Origin of the sequence: Cupriavidus campinensis, assembly GCF_905397395.1 — a bacterium.
Classification (GTDB): domain Bacteria; phylum Pseudomonadota; class Gammaproteobacteria; order Burkholderiales; family Burkholderiaceae; genus Cupriavidus; species Cupriavidus campinensis.
On the sequence record NZ_CAJPVH010000006.1, the window covers coordinates 136,664 to 151,871 of the forward strand.

The 15,208-nt window shown below is 64.2% G+C and carries 16 protein-coding genes; 7 read left to right on the forward strand and 9 right to left on the reverse strand.

What is annotated here, in order from left to right:
* Nucleotide 1: 1 nt before the first annotated feature.
* From rplW to recQ, 9 genes are all read right to left on the reverse strand, one after another.
* Nucleotides 2–316, reverse strand: coding sequence for a 50S ribosomal protein L23 (gene rplW / locus KHO18_RS06125; RefSeq protein WP_092299446.1), 315 nt, complete (start codon nt 314–316; stop codon nt 2–4).
* Complete coding sequence (gene rplD, locus KHO18_RS06130) at nt 313–933, reverse strand: 50S ribosomal protein L4 (protein WP_092299449.1); 621 nt, start codon at nt 931–933, stop codon at nt 313–315. The genes rplW and rplD overlap by 4 nt, the downstream gene beginning before the upstream one ends.
* Before the next feature lie 12 nt (nt 934–945).
* Complete coding sequence (gene rplC / locus KHO18_RS06135) at nt 946–1,596, reverse strand: 50S ribosomal protein L3 (RefSeq protein WP_144200323.1); 651 nt, start codon at nt 1,594–1,596, stop codon at nt 946–948.
* 370 nt (nt 1,597–1,966) lie between these two features.
* On the reverse strand, nt 1,967–2,275 hold the full coding sequence (rpsJ, locus tag KHO18_RS06140) for a 30S ribosomal protein S10 (protein ID WP_006160488.1): 309 nt from the start codon (nt 2,273–2,275) through the stop codon (nt 1,967–1,969).
* Between the two features lie 81 nt (nt 2,276–2,356).
* A complete protein-coding gene (gene tuf, locus KHO18_RS06145; protein WP_144200257.1) occupies nt 2,357–3,547 on the reverse strand; it encodes an elongation factor Tu in 1,191 nt (396 codons plus the stop codon).
* Between the two features lie 77 nt (nt 3,548–3,624).
* On the reverse strand, nt 3,625–5,733 hold the full coding sequence (fusA, locus tag KHO18_RS06150) for an elongation factor G (protein WP_144200319.1): 2,109 nt from the start codon (nt 5,731–5,733) through the stop codon (nt 3,625–3,627).
* 118 nt (nt 5,734–5,851) lie between these two features.
* Nucleotides 5,852–6,322 carry a 30S ribosomal protein S7 gene (gene rpsG, locus KHO18_RS06155; protein WP_092301786.1) on the reverse strand — a complete coding sequence of 157 codons (471 nt, stop codon included), beginning with the start codon at nt 6,320–6,322 and terminating at the stop codon, nt 5,852–5,854.
* Nucleotides 6,323–6,545: 223 nt separating this feature from the next.
* Nucleotides 6,546–6,923, reverse strand: a complete 378-nt coding sequence (gene rpsL / locus KHO18_RS06160) for a 30S ribosomal protein S12 (protein ID WP_010810460.1) — start codon at nt 6,921–6,923, stop codon at nt 6,546–6,548.
* Nucleotides 6,924–7,257: 334 nt separating this feature from the next.
* Nucleotides 7,258–9,111: a DNA helicase RecQ gene (gene recQ / locus KHO18_RS06165; RefSeq protein WP_211942904.1), complete on the reverse strand. Its 1,854-nt coding sequence runs from the start codon at nt 9,109–9,111 to the stop codon at nt 7,258–7,260.
* Nucleotides 9,112–9,231: 120 nt separating this feature from the next.
* Between recQ and KHO18_RS06170 the strand changes: the two genes are divergently transcribed.
* The 7 genes from KHO18_RS06170 to KHO18_RS06200 all read left to right on the forward strand — a co-directional run bounded on the left by KHO18_RS06170 (nt 9,232) and on the right by KHO18_RS06200 (nt 15,199).
* Nucleotides 9,232–9,825, forward strand: coding sequence for a helix-turn-helix transcriptional regulator (locus tag KHO18_RS06170; RefSeq protein WP_144200314.1), 594 nt, complete (start codon nt 9,232–9,234; stop codon nt 9,823–9,825).
* A gap of 103 nt (nt 9,826–9,928) precedes the next feature.
* The gene (fabG, locus tag KHO18_RS06175) at nt 9,929–10,684 is read left to right on the forward strand and encodes a 3-oxoacyl-[acyl-carrier-protein] reductase (protein ID WP_144200312.1); all 756 of its coding nucleotides are present in this window, start codon (nt 9,929–9,931) and stop codon (nt 10,682–10,684) included.
* Nucleotides 10,685–10,701: 17 nt separating this feature from the next.
* Nucleotides 10,702–11,616 carry a hotdog family protein gene (locus tag KHO18_RS06180; protein ID WP_144200310.1) on the forward strand — a complete coding sequence of 305 codons (915 nt, stop codon included), beginning with the start codon at nt 10,702–10,704 and terminating at the stop codon, nt 11,614–11,616.
* Nucleotides 11,613–12,800 (forward strand): beta-ketoacyl synthase N-terminal-like domain-containing protein, encoded by a 1,188-nt coding sequence (locus KHO18_RS06185; RefSeq protein ID WP_186296925.1) that lies wholly within the window; start codon nt 11,613–11,615, stop codon nt 12,798–12,800. The genes KHO18_RS06180 and KHO18_RS06185 overlap by 4 nt, the downstream gene beginning before the upstream one ends.
* Nucleotides 12,797–13,687, forward strand: coding sequence for a beta-ketoacyl synthase N-terminal-like domain-containing protein (locus KHO18_RS06190; RefSeq protein ID WP_144200306.1), 891 nt, complete (start codon nt 12,797–12,799; stop codon nt 13,685–13,687). The genes KHO18_RS06185 and KHO18_RS06190 overlap by 4 nt, the downstream gene beginning before the upstream one ends.
* Nucleotides 13,688–13,719: 32 nt before the next feature.
* Complete coding sequence (locus KHO18_RS06195; protein ID WP_144200304.1) at nt 13,720–13,971, forward strand: acyl carrier protein; 252 nt, start codon at nt 13,720–13,722, stop codon at nt 13,969–13,971.
* Nucleotides 13,972–13,993: 22 nt separating this feature from the next.
* A complete protein-coding gene (locus KHO18_RS06200) occupies nt 13,994–15,199 on the forward strand; it encodes a beta-ketoacyl-[acyl-carrier-protein] synthase family protein (RefSeq protein ID WP_186296924.1) in 1,206 nt (401 codons plus the stop codon).
* The last annotated feature ends 9 nt before the right edge of the window (nt 15,200–15,208 follow it).

The window sequence follows — 15,208 nt, forward strand, 5'->3', positions numbered from 1 at the left end:
ATTACTTGGCCTCCGCTTCAAAATTGATTTCCTGACCCGGCTTCAGCGACACGTAAGCCTTCTTTACGTGGTTGCGGCGGCCCATGAAGCGGCCAAAGCGCTTTTGCTTGCCCTTCTGGTTCAGGATCTGAACGGACTGCACCTCGACCTTGAACAGCAGTTCAACGGCGGCGCGCACTTCTGCCTTGTTGGCATCGCGAGCCACTTCGAACACGACTTGTTCGTTCTTGTCGGCGACCAGGGTTGCCTTTTCGGAAACCACCGGCGCGAGCAGCACCTGCATCAAACGATGATCGTTCTTGGCTACTTGCGTCATTTCAGCAACTCCTCGATCTGCGCGACGGCGGCCTTGGTCACGAGCACCTTCTTGTAGTGCACGAGCGACAGCGGGTCGGCCTGGCGCGGCTCCACGACTGCCACGTGGGGCAGGTTGCGCGAAGCCAGGTAGAGGTTTTCGTCGAGGCTGTCGGTGATGATCAGCACCGAGTCCAGGCCCATGGCCTTGAACTTGTCGGCCAAGAGCTTGGTCTTGGGCGCGTCGACAGTGAAACCGTCCACCACGTTGATACGACCTTCACGTGCGAGCTGCGAGTAAATCGAGCGCATACCGGCACGGAACATCTTCTTGTTGACCTTCTGGGTGAAGTTCTCTTCCGGCGAATTCGGGAAGATACGACCACCCCCGCGCCACAGCGGTGAGGAAGACATACCGGCACGAGCACGGCCCGTACCCTTCTGGCGCCACGGCTTCTTGGTCGTGTGCTTGACCTCTTCACGATCCTTCTGCTTACGGTTACCGCTACGCGCGTTGGCCTGGTAAGCGACGACGATCTGGTGAACGAGGGCTTCGTTGTAGTCACGGCCGAACACTTCGGGCGACGCGGCAACGCCGGCGCCGATCTGGCCGTTGTCCTGGAGGAGCTTGAGTTCCATTACATGCGCTCCTTAAGCTTTGGCTTTGGCCTTGACGGCCGGGGTAACGACGACCTTGCCGCCCTTGGAGCCGGGAATGGCGCCCTTGACCAGCAGCAGCTTGCGCTCTGCGTCGATCTTGGCGATTTCCAGGTTCTGGACGGTGCGGGTGACATCACCCAGGTGACCGGTCATGCGCTTGCCGGGGAACACACGGCCCGGATCCTGCGCCATACCGATGGAACCCGGCACGTTGTGCGAACGCGAGTTACCGTGGGTGGCACGACCCGATGCGAAGTGATAGCGCTTGATGGTACCGGCGTAGCCCTTACCGATGCTCACGCCCTGCACGTCGATCTTCTGGCCAACCTGGAACAGGTCGACGGAGAGCGAGCTGCCAGCTTGCAGCTCGGCAGCCTTGGCTGCATCGATGCGGAATTCTTTGATGACTTCACCGGCTTCCACGCCGGCTTTGGCGAGGTGACCCGCCAGCGGCTTGGTAACGCGGCTTGCGCGGCGGCTGCCGAAGGTGACTTGAACCGCGGTATAACCGTCGGTCTCGTCCGTCTTGATTTGCGTCACGCGGTTGTCGCCGACCTCGACCACGGTAACGGGAATCGAATCACCGTCGTCCGTGAAAATACGGGTCATGCCAACCTTGCGACCTACAAGGCCAAGGCTCATGGTTTGCTCCATTCCCAGCTGCGATTGGCCGGGGCTGATTGATACACGAAAACTGTGCGATGTGCGGGTTGCGCGAAAAGGATTGCGCACGACCAAAACGGTCCCCACTACCCGGATAAACGGGTAGCCTTACACTATATCGCAGTAGTTTGGAAAGGGCAACATGCACCGCGCCTTTTCTTGAGGGTGCCAGCCTTCTTCCGCCTGAAAGTGGGCCGATTCCCGCACTTCCGAGCAAATTTCGACACGTTGCGTGCCGATACGGGCGCCATCCGGGTAGCACTCGTGTTGCCAATAAGCAAAAACGGCGAACTTGCGTCCGCCGTTCTGTGCTGCAGCGAGCCGGCGAACCGGCCCGGGTCAGGCAAGCTTACACCTTGATCTCGACGTCCACGCCGGCCGGCAGGTCCAGCTTCATCAGCGCGTCAACGGTCTTGTCCGTCGGGTCGACGATGTCCATCAGGCGCTGGTGGGTGCGGATCTCGAACTGATCGCGGCTGGTCTTGTTGACGTGCGGCGAACGCAGGATGTCAAAACGCTGGATGCGGGTCGGCAGGGGCACCGGGCCCTTGACGATCGCGCCCGTGCGCTTGGCGGTATCCACGATTTCGGCGGCCGACTGGTCGATCAGGCGATAGTCGAAAGCCTTCAGGCGGATACGGATCTTCTGGTTCTGCATGATATTTCCTTGAAAGAGCGATGAGCGCGTGCGCCCAGATAAAAGGGGACATGCCCGAAGACATGTCCCAGGAACAATTGCTTAGTCGAGAATCTTTGCCACGACGCCGGCGCCGACGGTACGGCCGCCTTCACGGATGGCGAAGCGCAGACCTTCTTCCATGGCGATCGGGGCGATCAGCTTGACGGTGATCGACACGTTGTCGCCCGGCATGACCATTTCCTTGTCCTTCGGCAGCTCGATCGAGCCAGTCACGTCGGTCGTACGGAAGTAGAACTGCGGACGGTAGTTGTTGAAGAACGGCGTGTGACGGCCACCTTCGTCCTTCGACAGGATGTACACCTCACCCGTGAAGTGCGTGTGCGGCTTGATCGAACCCGGCTTGCACAGCACTTGGCCGCGCTCCACGTCTTCGCGCTTCGTGCCGCGCAGCAGCAGGCCCACGTTGTCGCCAGCCTGGCCTTGATCCAGCAGCTTGCGGAACATTTCCACGCCCGTGCAAGTCGTCTTCACCGTCGGGCGGATACCCACGATTTCGATTTCTTCGCCGACCTTCACCACGCCGCGCTCGATACGACCCGTCACCACGGTACCGCGGCCCGAGATCGAGAACACGTCTTCCACCGGCATCAGGAACGTACCGTCAACCGCGCGCTCCGGCGTCGGGATGTACGTGTCCAGCGCGTCGGCCAGGTTCATGATCGCCACTTCGCCCAGCTCGCCCTTGTCGCCTTCCAGCGCCAGCTTGGCCGAACCCTTGATGATCGGAGTGTCGTCGCCCGGGAAGTCGTACTTCGAGAGCAGCTCGCGCACTTCCATTTCCACCAGCTCGAGCAGTTCGGCGTCGTCCACCATGTCGCACTTGTTCAGGAACACGATGATGTAAGGCACGCCAACCTGACGGGCCAGCAGGATGTGCTCGCGCGTCTGCGGCATCGGGCCGTCAGCGGCCGAGCACACCAGGATCGCGCCGTCCATCTGCGCAGCGCCCGTGATCATGTTCTTCACATAGTCAGCGTGGCCCGGGCAGTCAACGTGGGCGTAGTGGCGGTTGGCCGTCTCGTATTCCACGTGTGCGGTGTTGATGGTAATGCCGCGTGCCTTCTCTTCCGGCGCTGCGTCGATTTCGTCGTACTTCTTGGCTGCGCCGCCAAACTTCGCAGCCAGCACCGTGGCGATTGCTGCCGTCAGCGTCGTCTTGCCGTGGTCAACGTGACCAATCGTACCTACGTTCACGTGCGGCTTGGTCCGCTCGAACTTTTCCTTTGCCATTTTTCAGCTCCTAATGGAATGCAGTCTTGTTGTTTCATCGCGCCGCCGCACCGGCAGGCGCGGCGGCAAACTTCCAATTACTTGCCCTTGGCCGTGATCACGGCTTCGGCGATGTTCTTGGGTGCCTCGGCGTAATGCTTGAATTCCATGGTGTACGTGGCGCGGCCTTGCGTGGCCGAGCGCAGCGACGTGGAATAACCGAACATTTCCGACAGCGGGACTTCGGCCTTGATGATCTTGCCACCACCCACCATGTCGTCCATGCCCTGCACGATGCCGCGGCGGGACGACAAGTCGCCCATCACCGTACCCGTGTAGTCTTCCGGCGTTTCCACTTCCACGGCCATCATCGGCTCGAGCAGAACCGGGCTGGCCTTGCGCATGGCTTCCTTGAAAGCCATCGAGCCGGCCATGCGGAACGCGTTTTCGTTCGAGTCCACATCGTGGTACGAACCAAACGTCAGCGTGACCTTCACGTCCACCACCGGGAAGCCAGCCAGAATACCGGCCGACAGCGTGTCGACGATACCCTTTTCAACCGCCGGAATGTATTCGCGAGGAATCACGCCGCCCTTGATGGCGTCGATGAACTCGAAGCCCTTGCCCGGCTCTTGCGGTTCCAGCGTAATCACAGCGTGACCGTACTGGCCGCGGCCGCCCGACTGCTTGACGAACTTGCCTTCGACGTCTTCGGCCTTCTTGCGAATGGTCTCGCGGTAGGCCACCTGCGGCGCGCCGATGTTGGCTTCCACGCCGAATTCGCGCTTCATGCGGTCGACCAGAATTTCGAGGTGGAGCTCGCCCATGCCCGAAATGATGGTCTGACCCGATTCTTCATCGGTGCGCACGCGGAACGACGGATCTTCAGCGGCCAGGCGGTTCAGGGCGATGCCCATCTTTTCCTGGTCAGCCTTGGTCTTCGGCTCAACGGCCTGCGAGATCACCGGCTCCGGGAACACCATGCGCTCGAGCACGATCGGGGCAGCCGGATCGCACAGCGTATCGCCCGTGGTGGCGTCCTTCAGGCCCACCGCAGCGGCGATGTCGCCGGCCAGCACTTCCTTGATTTCTTCGCGCTGGTTGGCGTGCATCTGCAGAATACGGCCCAGACGCTCCTTCTTCTGCTTCACCGGGTTGTACACGGTGTCGCCCGAATTGATCTTGCCCGAGTACACGCGGAAGAAGATCAGCTGGCCAACGAACGGGTCGGTCATGATCTTGAACGCCAGCGCCGAGAACTTCTCGCTGTCGTCAGCCTTGCGCTCGAGCTTCTTCTCGTCGTCGCGTTCGTCCACGCCCGTAACCGGCGGAATATCCACCGGCGACGGCAGGAAGTCGATCACGGCGTCGAGCATACGCTGCACGCCCTTGTTCTTGAACGCGGTGCCGCACAGCATCGGCTGGATTTCGCAGGCGATGGTACGGTCACGCAGCGCCTTGACGATCTCGGCACGGGTCAGCTCTTCGCCGCCCAGGTACTTTTCCATCAGCTCTTCGCTGGCTTCGGCGGCGGACTCGACCATCTTCTCGCGCCATTCTTCAGCGGTGGCTTGCAGTTCGGCCGGGATGTCCTGGTACTCGAACTTCACGCCCTGGCTGGCTTCGTCCCAAATGATCGCCTTCATTTCCAGCAGATCGACGACGCCCTGGAAGCCGTCTTCAGCGCCGATTGGCACCACGACGGGCACCGGGTTGGCCTTCAGGCGGTTCTTCAGCTGGTCGTAGACCTTGAAGAAGTTGGCGCCGGTACGGTCCATCTTGTTCACGAAGGCCAGACGCGGCACGCCGTACTTGTTGGCCTGGCGCCACACGGTTTCCGACTGGGGCTGCACGCCACCCACTGCGCAGTAGACCATGCAGGCACCGTCCAGCACGCGCATGGAGCGCTCCACCTCGATGGTGAAGTCCACGTGGCCCGGGGTGTCGATGATGTTGAAGCGATGCTCGGGATAGTTCCCGGCCATGCCCTTCCAGAAGGCGGTGGTGGCAGCGGAGGTGATCGTGATGCCACGCTCCTGCTCCTGCTCCATCCAGTCCATGGTGGCCGCGCCATCGTGCACTTCACCGATCTTGTGGTTCACACCGGTGTAGAACAGGATCCGCTCGGTCGTGGTGGTTTTACCCGCGTCAATGTGAGCCGAAATACCGATATTGCGGTAGCGCTCAATGGGAGTCTTACGAGCCACTTTAATCCTCTATTCGTCCGTGAGGCGCCGGCATCTCATCGCCCGCGCCCCTAACACAAACGGGCGAGATGTGTAGCAACACAGCCCGCCCGGCAACCAACAACGTGTCTCGCTCGCTTTAGAAGCGGAAGTGCGAGAACGCCTTGTTGGCTTCGGCCATGCGGTGCACTTCGTCGCGCTTCTTCATCGCGCCGCCACGGCCTTCCGATGCTTCCAGCAGCTCACCTGCCAGGCGCAGCGCCATCGACTTCTCGCTGCGTTTCTTCGCGGCCTCGCGCAGCCAACGCATCGCCAATGCCAAACGACGCGACGGACGGACTTCGACCGGAACCTGATAGTTGGCGCCGCCCACGCGACGGCTCTTCACTTCCACCACCGGCTTCACGTTGTTGATGGCAACGGAAAACACTTCGATGGGGGCCTTGCCTGCCTTCTTTTCGATCTGGTCGAACGCGCCGTACACAATGCGTTCGGCAACCGACTTCTTGCCGTCCAGCATCAGCACGTTCATGAACTTGGCAACTTCAACGTTGCCGAACTTCGGATCAGGCAGAACTTCCCGCTTGGGGACTTCACGACGACGTGGCATCTTCTTTCCTTTAGATTCAGTTGAGAGCGCGTCACTTATCGCGGCTCTCCGGCCACCAACTAGCTTGCCTGCATGGCAAATTCGCCGGGTGACCACTTACTCGACGGCACGGCGCATAACTCTCCGTTGTACCGCCGCCTGGTGACAGCACCATGACTCGCGCCACAGGCCATCTTCTTGTTGCTGCTGCGGGCAATCGCTTGCCCAGGTGCCCTGAAAACGATCAGGCAGCCTTCGGACGCTTCGCGCCGTACTTCGAACGAGCTTGCTTGCGGTCCTTCACGCCTTGCAAGTCGAGCGAGCCACGGACGATGTGGTAACGCACACCCGGCAGATCCTTCACACGGCCGCCGCGGATCAGCACGACCGAGTGTTCCTGCAGGTTGTGGCCTTCACCGCCGATGTACGAGATGACCTCGAAACCGTTGGTCAGGCGCACCTTGGCGACCTTACGCAGTGCCGAGTTCGGCTTCTTCGGCGTCGTGGTGTACACACGGGTGCACACGCCGCGACGCTGCGGGCAGTTCTCAAGCGCAGGGCTCTTGCTCTTGACGACTTCAGAGACACGCGGCTTGCGAACCAGTTGGTTGATAGTTGGCATTGTTCAATCCAGCTTGGTTTTACAAAAACACCCCTCCGCCGGCTCCATATCAATGAACTCGGCCTGAGGGGCAACTACGGGTTTCGGACGGGAATGGAGAGCGGGCGCTCAAAAGGAAGGGCTGTGAAGTGACAGACTTGCCAAAGAGCGCGAGCTCGCCCGGATCCCGCTTGGCTATCCTGCCGGGCTGCGCCGCAAGGATCACTCCACGGGCGCGCGTCCGACGGACGAGCGAAATCCAAAGCCAAAAACTCGAATCTGGCATCCTAGCAGGGGTGTTGACAATGGTCAAGCGGTATACCCGCCCTGTATACGCTTGGGGCGGGCGCCCCGGTCAGACTCGGACCGCGCGCAGTGTCTCGAGGATTTCCTCGCCGTAGCGTTCGAGCTTCGATGCACCGATACCGGGCACTTCGGCCAGTTCGTCGAGCGATTCGGGCGCGCTGCGCGCCAGTTCGGCCAGGGTTGCGTCGTGGAAAATGACGTAGGCCGGCACGCCGTGCTCGCGCGCCGCGGCCGTGCGCCAGCGGCGCAGCGCTTCCCAATGCGCGAGCGCGTCGGGATCCATCGTGGCACTGTGGTCGGTACGCGTGCCACGCGCGGCACGGTCGCCGGACTTGGCTGGCTTGTTGACCTGCCGGCGCAGCGTAATGGGCTGCTCGCCCTTGAGCACCGCCCGGGCGGATTCGCCCAGCAGCAGCGCGCCATGGCCACCGTGGTCGATCACCAGCAGCCCGTGGGCGATCAGCTGGCGGAAGATCGCATGCCACTCCGACACCGATCGGTCCTTGCCAATGCCGAAGGTCGAGACCTTGTCATGGCCCCACTGCCGGATCTTCTCGTTGGCGTTGCCGCGCAGGATGTCGATCAGATGAGTCGCGCCGAAGTGGACGCGGCTTGCCTGGGCCGTGCGATAGACGCAGGACAGGGCCATCTGGGCCTCGCGCGTGCCGTCCCAGGTCGCCGGCGGCTCAAGACAAGTGTCGCAATTGCCACACGGCTCGGCATTTTCGTCGAAGTACGCCAGTATGCGCACGCGCCGGCAACCCGCCGTCTCGCACAAACCCAGCAGGGCGTCGAGCTTGGAGGACGACACGCGCTTGTGGGCGTCGTCCGCCTCGGACTCGTCGATCATCCGCTTCTGCTGCACCACGTCGCCCAGGCCGTAGGCCATCCACGCGTTGGCGGGCAGGCCATCGCGGCCGGCGCGGCCGGTTTCCTGGTAATAGCCTTCCATGCTCTTGGGCAGGTCCAGGTGGGCGACGAACCGGACGTCCGGCTTGTCGATACCCATGCCGAAGGCAATCGTCGCCACCATCACGATGCCCTCTTCCTCGCGGAAGCGCGCCTGGTGATGCTGCCGCACCTGGGCATCCATGCCGGCGTGATACCCCAGCGCCTGGATGCCGTGGCCGGCCAGCCAGGCGGCGGTGTCCTCGACCTTCTTGCGCGACAGGCAATACACGATGCCGCTGTCGTGCCCGCCGTCGCCGTTCATGTGCTCGGCCTTGATGAAGGCGAGCAGCTGGTTGCGCGCGTTGTCCTTCTCGACGATGCGATAGCGGATGTTCGGCCGGTCGAAGCTGGAGATGAACACGCGCGCGTCGTCCAGCGCCAGCCGCTCGACGATTTCATCGCGCGTGAGCGTATCGGCCGTGGCGGTGAGTGCAATACGCGGCACCTGCGGGAACCGCTCGTGCAGCACCGACAGCTGAATGTACTCGGGCCGGAAGTCGTGGCCCCATTGCGACACACAATGCGCCTCGTCGATCGCGAACAGCCCGACGCGGGTGCGTTCGAGCAGGTCGAGGAAGCGCGGCGTCATCAGCCGTTCGGGCGCCACATAGAGGATTTCCAGCCGCCCCGCGAGCAGATCGCGCTCCACGGCGGAGGCCTCGCTGCTGGTCAGTGTGGAGTTGAGCACCGCTGCGCGCACACCGGCCTCGGTCAGCGCAGCCACCTGGTCCTGCATCAGCGCGATCAGCGGCGAGACGACGATACCGACACCCTGCCCCGCCTGCTGGCGCAGCAGCGCCGGAATCTGGTAGCAGAGCGACTTCCCGCCGCCCGTGGGCATGAGCACCAGGCAATCGCCGCCCTCGGCCACATGGTCGATGATCTCTGCCTGCCGGCCGCGAAAGGCGTGGTAGCCGAAGACTTCTTTGAGGATCGCCAGTGCGCGCGACATGGACAGCGGAATTCGGGAAAGCCGTAACCTTACCACTAAGGCGCCCGGGCTCGGCGTCGATGCTGCCGAGATCGCTATTTCGGATAACGGCGATTGCGTTCTCGACGGTTGCAGAGTTCCATGGGCATTGCCAGACTCTCAACAAGGGGCGATGCAATGGGCAATTGGCAGGATCGACTCAAACGCATCAGCAAGCCGGCAGCATCGGAGCGTGAAGTACTCGAGAGCATCGAGACGACCGCCGCGATGCTCGGCTTCGATATGGGGAACCGCAGCATGACATTCTCGGCGAGCCAGCTGTGGAGCGAGGCAAGGCTGCTGGGCCTGTGCCACGGTCTGTCGGAGGAGGACTTCACCCTGGCCATGCGCGGTGGGCCCCTATCCTCCGCCCCGTCGCCGACCCCGCCGGTCAACGGCAAGCTTGGCCGTCGCGAAATTCGCATGCGCTGGTTCGCCTTCGTGGTTCATCTCGTGCTGGACCAGCAACGCATGGCGCGCCCCACCGGGCAAGGACAGTCGCCCCTGACCGAGCGCGAGCTCGAAGTCCTGAAACTGACTGCCCAGGGCAAGACCTCGTCGGAAATCGCCGCATTGCTGATGGTCTCCGGCAACACCGTCAATTTCCACATTCGCAATGCGATGCTCAAGCTGCAGGCCAGGAACAAGACGGCAGCGGCCGTGTGCGCTGCCTTGCAGGGGTGGCTCAACGGGTGAGTTGACTTGGCGCAAACGTAGCCCACGCGCCTATCAGATTTGGTAGTTACTGCACTTCGCCATGTCTGTTGCAATGCGCCATCGACATTGCGAGGAATGGCAGATGACATCGATTGCATCGCCGCAGCGCCCGGTTGCACTGGTCAGCGGCGGCTCACGCGGGATCGGCCGGGCGATATGCCTGGCACTGGCCGACGCTGGCTACGCAATCTCCTACTGCCATCACGCATCAGGCGATGCCGGCCTCGAGACACTCGCCCAGCTGCGCGCCGCAGGCATCCCCTCGCTGGCCCTGCAATGCAACGTTGCCGACGCGGGCGCCTGCGAGCGCTTCTTTGCCGAGACCATCGAACATCTCGGCCAGGTCGACGTGCTGGTGAACAACGCCGGCATCACCCGCGATGCGCCGCTGGCGACAATGCGCCCCGATGCATGGGCCGCGGTCATCGACACCAATCTCACCGGTACCTTCCACTTGAGCCGGTCCGCCGCCTTCCACTTCATGAAGCGGCGCACCGGCGTCATCATCAACGTGGCGTCCATTGCGGGCGTCTACGGTAACGCTACCCAGACCAACTATTCGGCATCGAAGGCCGGCATGATCGGCTTCACCCGGGCGCTGGCCAAGGAGGTTGCGCCCTACGGCGTGCGCGTCAATGCCGTGGCGCCGGGTTTCATCGAATCCGACATGACGGCAGGCCTTTCCGACAGCGTCGCGTCGGCCGCACTGGCCCGCGTGCCGCTGCGCCGCTTTGGCAAGCCCGAGGAAGTCGCGGCGTTGGTCCGCTTCCTGGCCTCCGCCGACGCGGCCTACGTCACGGGCCAGGTCTTTCAGATCGACGGCGGGCTCGTCCTCTAAGGCGCCAGGGCGATATCGTGGACGACATCCTCCCGCCTCTCATCATGGCCCGCAGCGTCCGGGGCTTTTCGGACTGTCGCCGGCCCGGCCTCCGCGAATGGGAATTCGACTGGCGTTTTGCGGACGACGACGACAGCTTTCAGGGCCACTTTCCGACGTACCCCATCCTGCCCGGGGCATTTCTGCTGGAGATGGCGCAGCATGCCGCCAACCATGCGCTCGCGCAGAGCGGCCAGACGGGGCGCCGCGTCACCAGTGTGACGCGCCTGCGCTTCCAGAACCCGGTCCTGCCGGGGGACACCTGCACATTGCAGGTCGCCTGGGATGACCTCGATGCGGTGCAGATCCGCTTTACCAAGCCTGGTGGCGCGGTGGCGCACGGCATCCTCGGCACTGGCCCGGTGCCACGCCATGCAGGCGCCCCGGAAGTATCCGCGGCGGAATTGCCGCGCGATCCGACCGTCGCCCTCAAGGTGCTACCGCATGGTCATCCCATGCGGCTGGTCGATCGTGTGGCGCTGGATGGCACTGCTCGCGCAGTCGCCTACAAGAACATCACGCTCAATGAGCCTTGCTTCAGCGCCGCGCATCGCGGCATGGACGAGGCGCAACTGGCATATCCGTTGGCGCTGCTGGTGGAGTCCTTCGCCCAGGGCGCGGGGCTGCTGCTATCCCGGCGCGGCTTCTTTGCGGACGCTGGCGGCGCCGCCTCGCTGACCGTGTTCGGCGAGTTTCGCGGCATCCATCTGCTTGGCCGGGCCCTGCCGGGGGACCAGCTTCGCCACGACGTCCATCTCCTGGAATGTGGGCGCAACGTGGCCCACCTGGCGGGACAGACCAGCGTCGGGGGACGCACTGTCGCCCTGTTCGACGATCTGATGGCCTTCTCCATTGGCGCGACGACACTCGGCGCCGCTGGAGGCCAGCGATGACACAGCGGCGCGATGTCCTGCTGGCCGGATTCGGCGCCTGCTCCGCCGCAGGTCCGGATGTCGAAGCCTTCTGGCGTGCCCTGCAACGCGCACCCGAGGCGCCATCACCGAACGCCATCGTCCCGCGGAGTACCGATGGACGGACGTGGCGCCATGGGCATTGCCTGCCCGCGTCGGCCTCTCATGTGCATGCCGACTTCGACAGCCTGATCGCAGATGTTGCCCTGCAAGCCCTCGATGACGCCCGCAGACGCGGCCATGCACTCGACACCCTGCACACCGGTCTCGTGCTTGGCACGGCGGCCGGGGACAGCCGCCGTGCCGAACGGCACCGCCTAGAAGACGCCGTGGCGCCGTATGCCACGAGCCACCCGTACCGCGCCATCGACACGCTGCCCCACGTGCTGCCCATCCAGGTGTCCGGACCGGCTTTCGTCGCCGCCAACGCCTGCTCGGCCGGCCTTCATGCCCTGGTCCATGCGGTGGACATCATCCGGGCCGGCATGGCCGACGCGATGATCGTGATCGGCGCCGACCTGCTTTCCCACGTCACCCAATCGGGCTTTCAACGCATGACGGCGCTCGATCCGCAGGGGTGCATGCCCTTCGACGTCCGCCGCCTGGGCACCGTGCTGGGCGAAGGCGCCGCCGCGCTGGTACTCGTGGCCGACAGCGAAGCTGCCGCGCACGCCGGATCCGCCGGACGCATCCGAGGCATCGGCGTGAGCTGCGACGCCTTCCACCCGACCGCCCCCGAACCCGGCGGCCGGGACATCTCCCGGGCCTTGCGTGAGGCGCTGCGCGATGCGAATGTCGGCCCCGACGGCATCGACGTCATCGTGCCACACGGCACCGGCACGCCCCCCAACGACCGCATCGAAGGCAACATTCTGGCGGCAGTGCTTGGCCCAAGCGTCGTCATGCCGCCGGTGCTGTCCGTCAAGGCGCATATCGGACACACCGCAGGCGCGTCCGGCCTGTTCTCCCTGCTCGCGGCGGCGCTTGCACTGGCACATCGGAAGGTGCCGGCAGGCTACTGCGAGCGCCCTGATCCGGCCACGCGCATCCGGCTGCCCAGCCGTGAAACGCCACTGCGGGCAAGACGGCCGCTTCGGGCACTCATCAATGCCTGTGGATTCGGTGGGAACAACGTGTCCCTGGTCTTGCAGGAAGGGACGCCATGAGCGCCGTCAATCTCCTGACCTGCGCGGCCGTGGCGCCCGGCATCGGGGAAGATCTTCTCCCGTGCTCGCCTGGCACGCTTGCGATCGTCGACCCGGACTGGTTCGATCCGGCCCTGTGGCTGCCGGGTACGCGGCACCGCTACCTCAACGACACCACGCGCTACGCGCTGGCCGCGGCGCGCCGGTGTCCCGATCCATGCACGGATGGCGGCGTCGCCCCTGAGCGGCTCGCGCTTTGTTTCGGTACAAGTGTCGCGGATGTCTCAGTCCGGCACCTGTTCGATCAGGCCGTGGCCCACGGCGGACTGGATGCCGTCAGCACCGTCAGCGCACCCAATATCTCGGCCAATATTGCCGCCGCCCACGTCGCCATCGACTGTCAGGCCCGCGCGCTATGCAGCACCGTCACGTCGCCGTTCCTGGCCGGCTTCGAAGCCCTGATGCTGGGCATCCAGGCGATCCAGGCCGGTCGTGCCGACCAATCGCTGGTCATTGCCGCCGAAGAGGCGATCCCCGAGGGGGCCGGCGCAGCCATCCTGCCGGGCGCCGTCGCGCTCCGGCTGGGCAGGCGCGCGACGGAGAACGGTCATTGCCTGCGGCCCCTCGGTTGGGGCCGGGTCGAGACGCCCGGACAACTGCCGCAGCGGCTGGTCCACGCGCTGACGCGCGCCGCCTCCGGGTTTCCCGGACCGACGCGGCTTGTTGTCCCGGCCCGCACGCCGCTCAGCTGGCCCAAAGGCCTTCCGCCCCCAGACATCCTCACGTGCGACGACGCAGGCGCCCTGGCACCCCTGCTGTGCGCCCTGCCGACGCTGCGTGACGTCCACCCCTTCATCCTCGTCGCCATACACGAGCACCGCTACATGGCATTTGTTTCCCAATGCTGACCGCTTTCCACCCAAGAAGGAGCACATCCATCATGACTTCCCCCGACCGCATCGCCGCCATCAAGCAGATCGTTTCCGAAATCCTTGAGATCGAGCCGGCCGACATGACCATGACCAGCCGCTTCAAGGAAGACCATGACGCGGATTCGCTGCGCGCCATCGAAATCCTCGCCAGCCTGGAGAAGGCTTTCGGCGTGACCATCTCGCAGGACGGGCTGGCCCGCATGGTGAACCTGGAGGGCGTCTGCCAGGTGGTGGATGAAGCCGCCTCGGTCAAGTCCTGAGTCACGCACCGGAGCCATCATCATGCGACGTGTCGTCGTGACCGGCATTGGTGCCGTGAGCAGCATAGGTCTTGGCGTGAAGGCGTTCACCGACGCGCTCCGTGCCGGGGCGTGCGGCGTGTCCGAGATTCGCTCCTTCGACACGTCGGGCTTCGCCAGCCATCGCGGATGCGAAGTCCGGAATTTCGACCCCGCCACCTGGATCGCCGGGATCGATCCGAGCACACTGGGCCGCAGTGCACAGTTCGCGGTCGCGGCGGCCGGCATGGCGATACGTGACAGCGGGATCGATACAACCCGACTCAAGCAGGCCCGCTGCGGCGTGTCCATCGGGACGACCGACGGCGAATCGCAGGTGATCGACCAGCTCACCGAGCAGGCGGTACGCCATGGCTATGCCGGCATTGACCCCGCGTTGCTCCAGCAGGTGCCTTCGCACCACATCTCATTCGCGGTGGCGCGCGCGCTGGGCTTGCGCGGCGGAGCCATCACCCTCCCCACGGCATGCTCGGCCGGCAACTACGCCATCGGCTATGCCTATGACTGCATCGGGCTCGGCGATGCGGACGCCATGCTGTGCGGCGGCGCGGACTCGGTATGCCGCAAGACATTCGCCGGCTTCTACCGGCTGGGCACCATCGCGCCGCAGGTCTGCCAGCCATTCGACAAGGACCGCAAGGGCATCCTGACGGGCGAAGGGGCCGGTCTGCTTCTGCTCGAGTCGCTCGACAGCGCCCTGGCCCGTGGCGCGCGGATCTACGCCGAGGTCCTGGGCTACGGACTGACCTGCGACGCGGACCACATGGTGGCGCCGAATCGGGACAGCATCGTGCGCTGCATCCGGCTCGCACACCGTAACGCGGGCGTCAGCGCGGCGCAGATCCAGTACATCTGCGCCCACGGCACCGGCACCATCGCCAACGACATCACGGAATCCGGTGCCATCGCCGAGGTGTTCGGCGCCACCAAGCCGCCTGTTTCCTCCATCAAGTCGATGATCGGACACACCATGGGCGCCGCCAGCGCACTGGCCAGCATCGCCTGCGCGGTGGCCGTCCGGGACGGATTCCTGCCGCCGACCATCAACCATGGTGAGACGGACCCCCGCTGCCCGCTCGATTGCGTACCCAACCACTCGCGCGCCGCCGACCTGCGCGTGGTGCAGAACAACGGCTTTGCCTTCGGCGGCAACAACGCCATCACCGTGTACGCGAGGTACCCCCAATGAGGAGCAGCG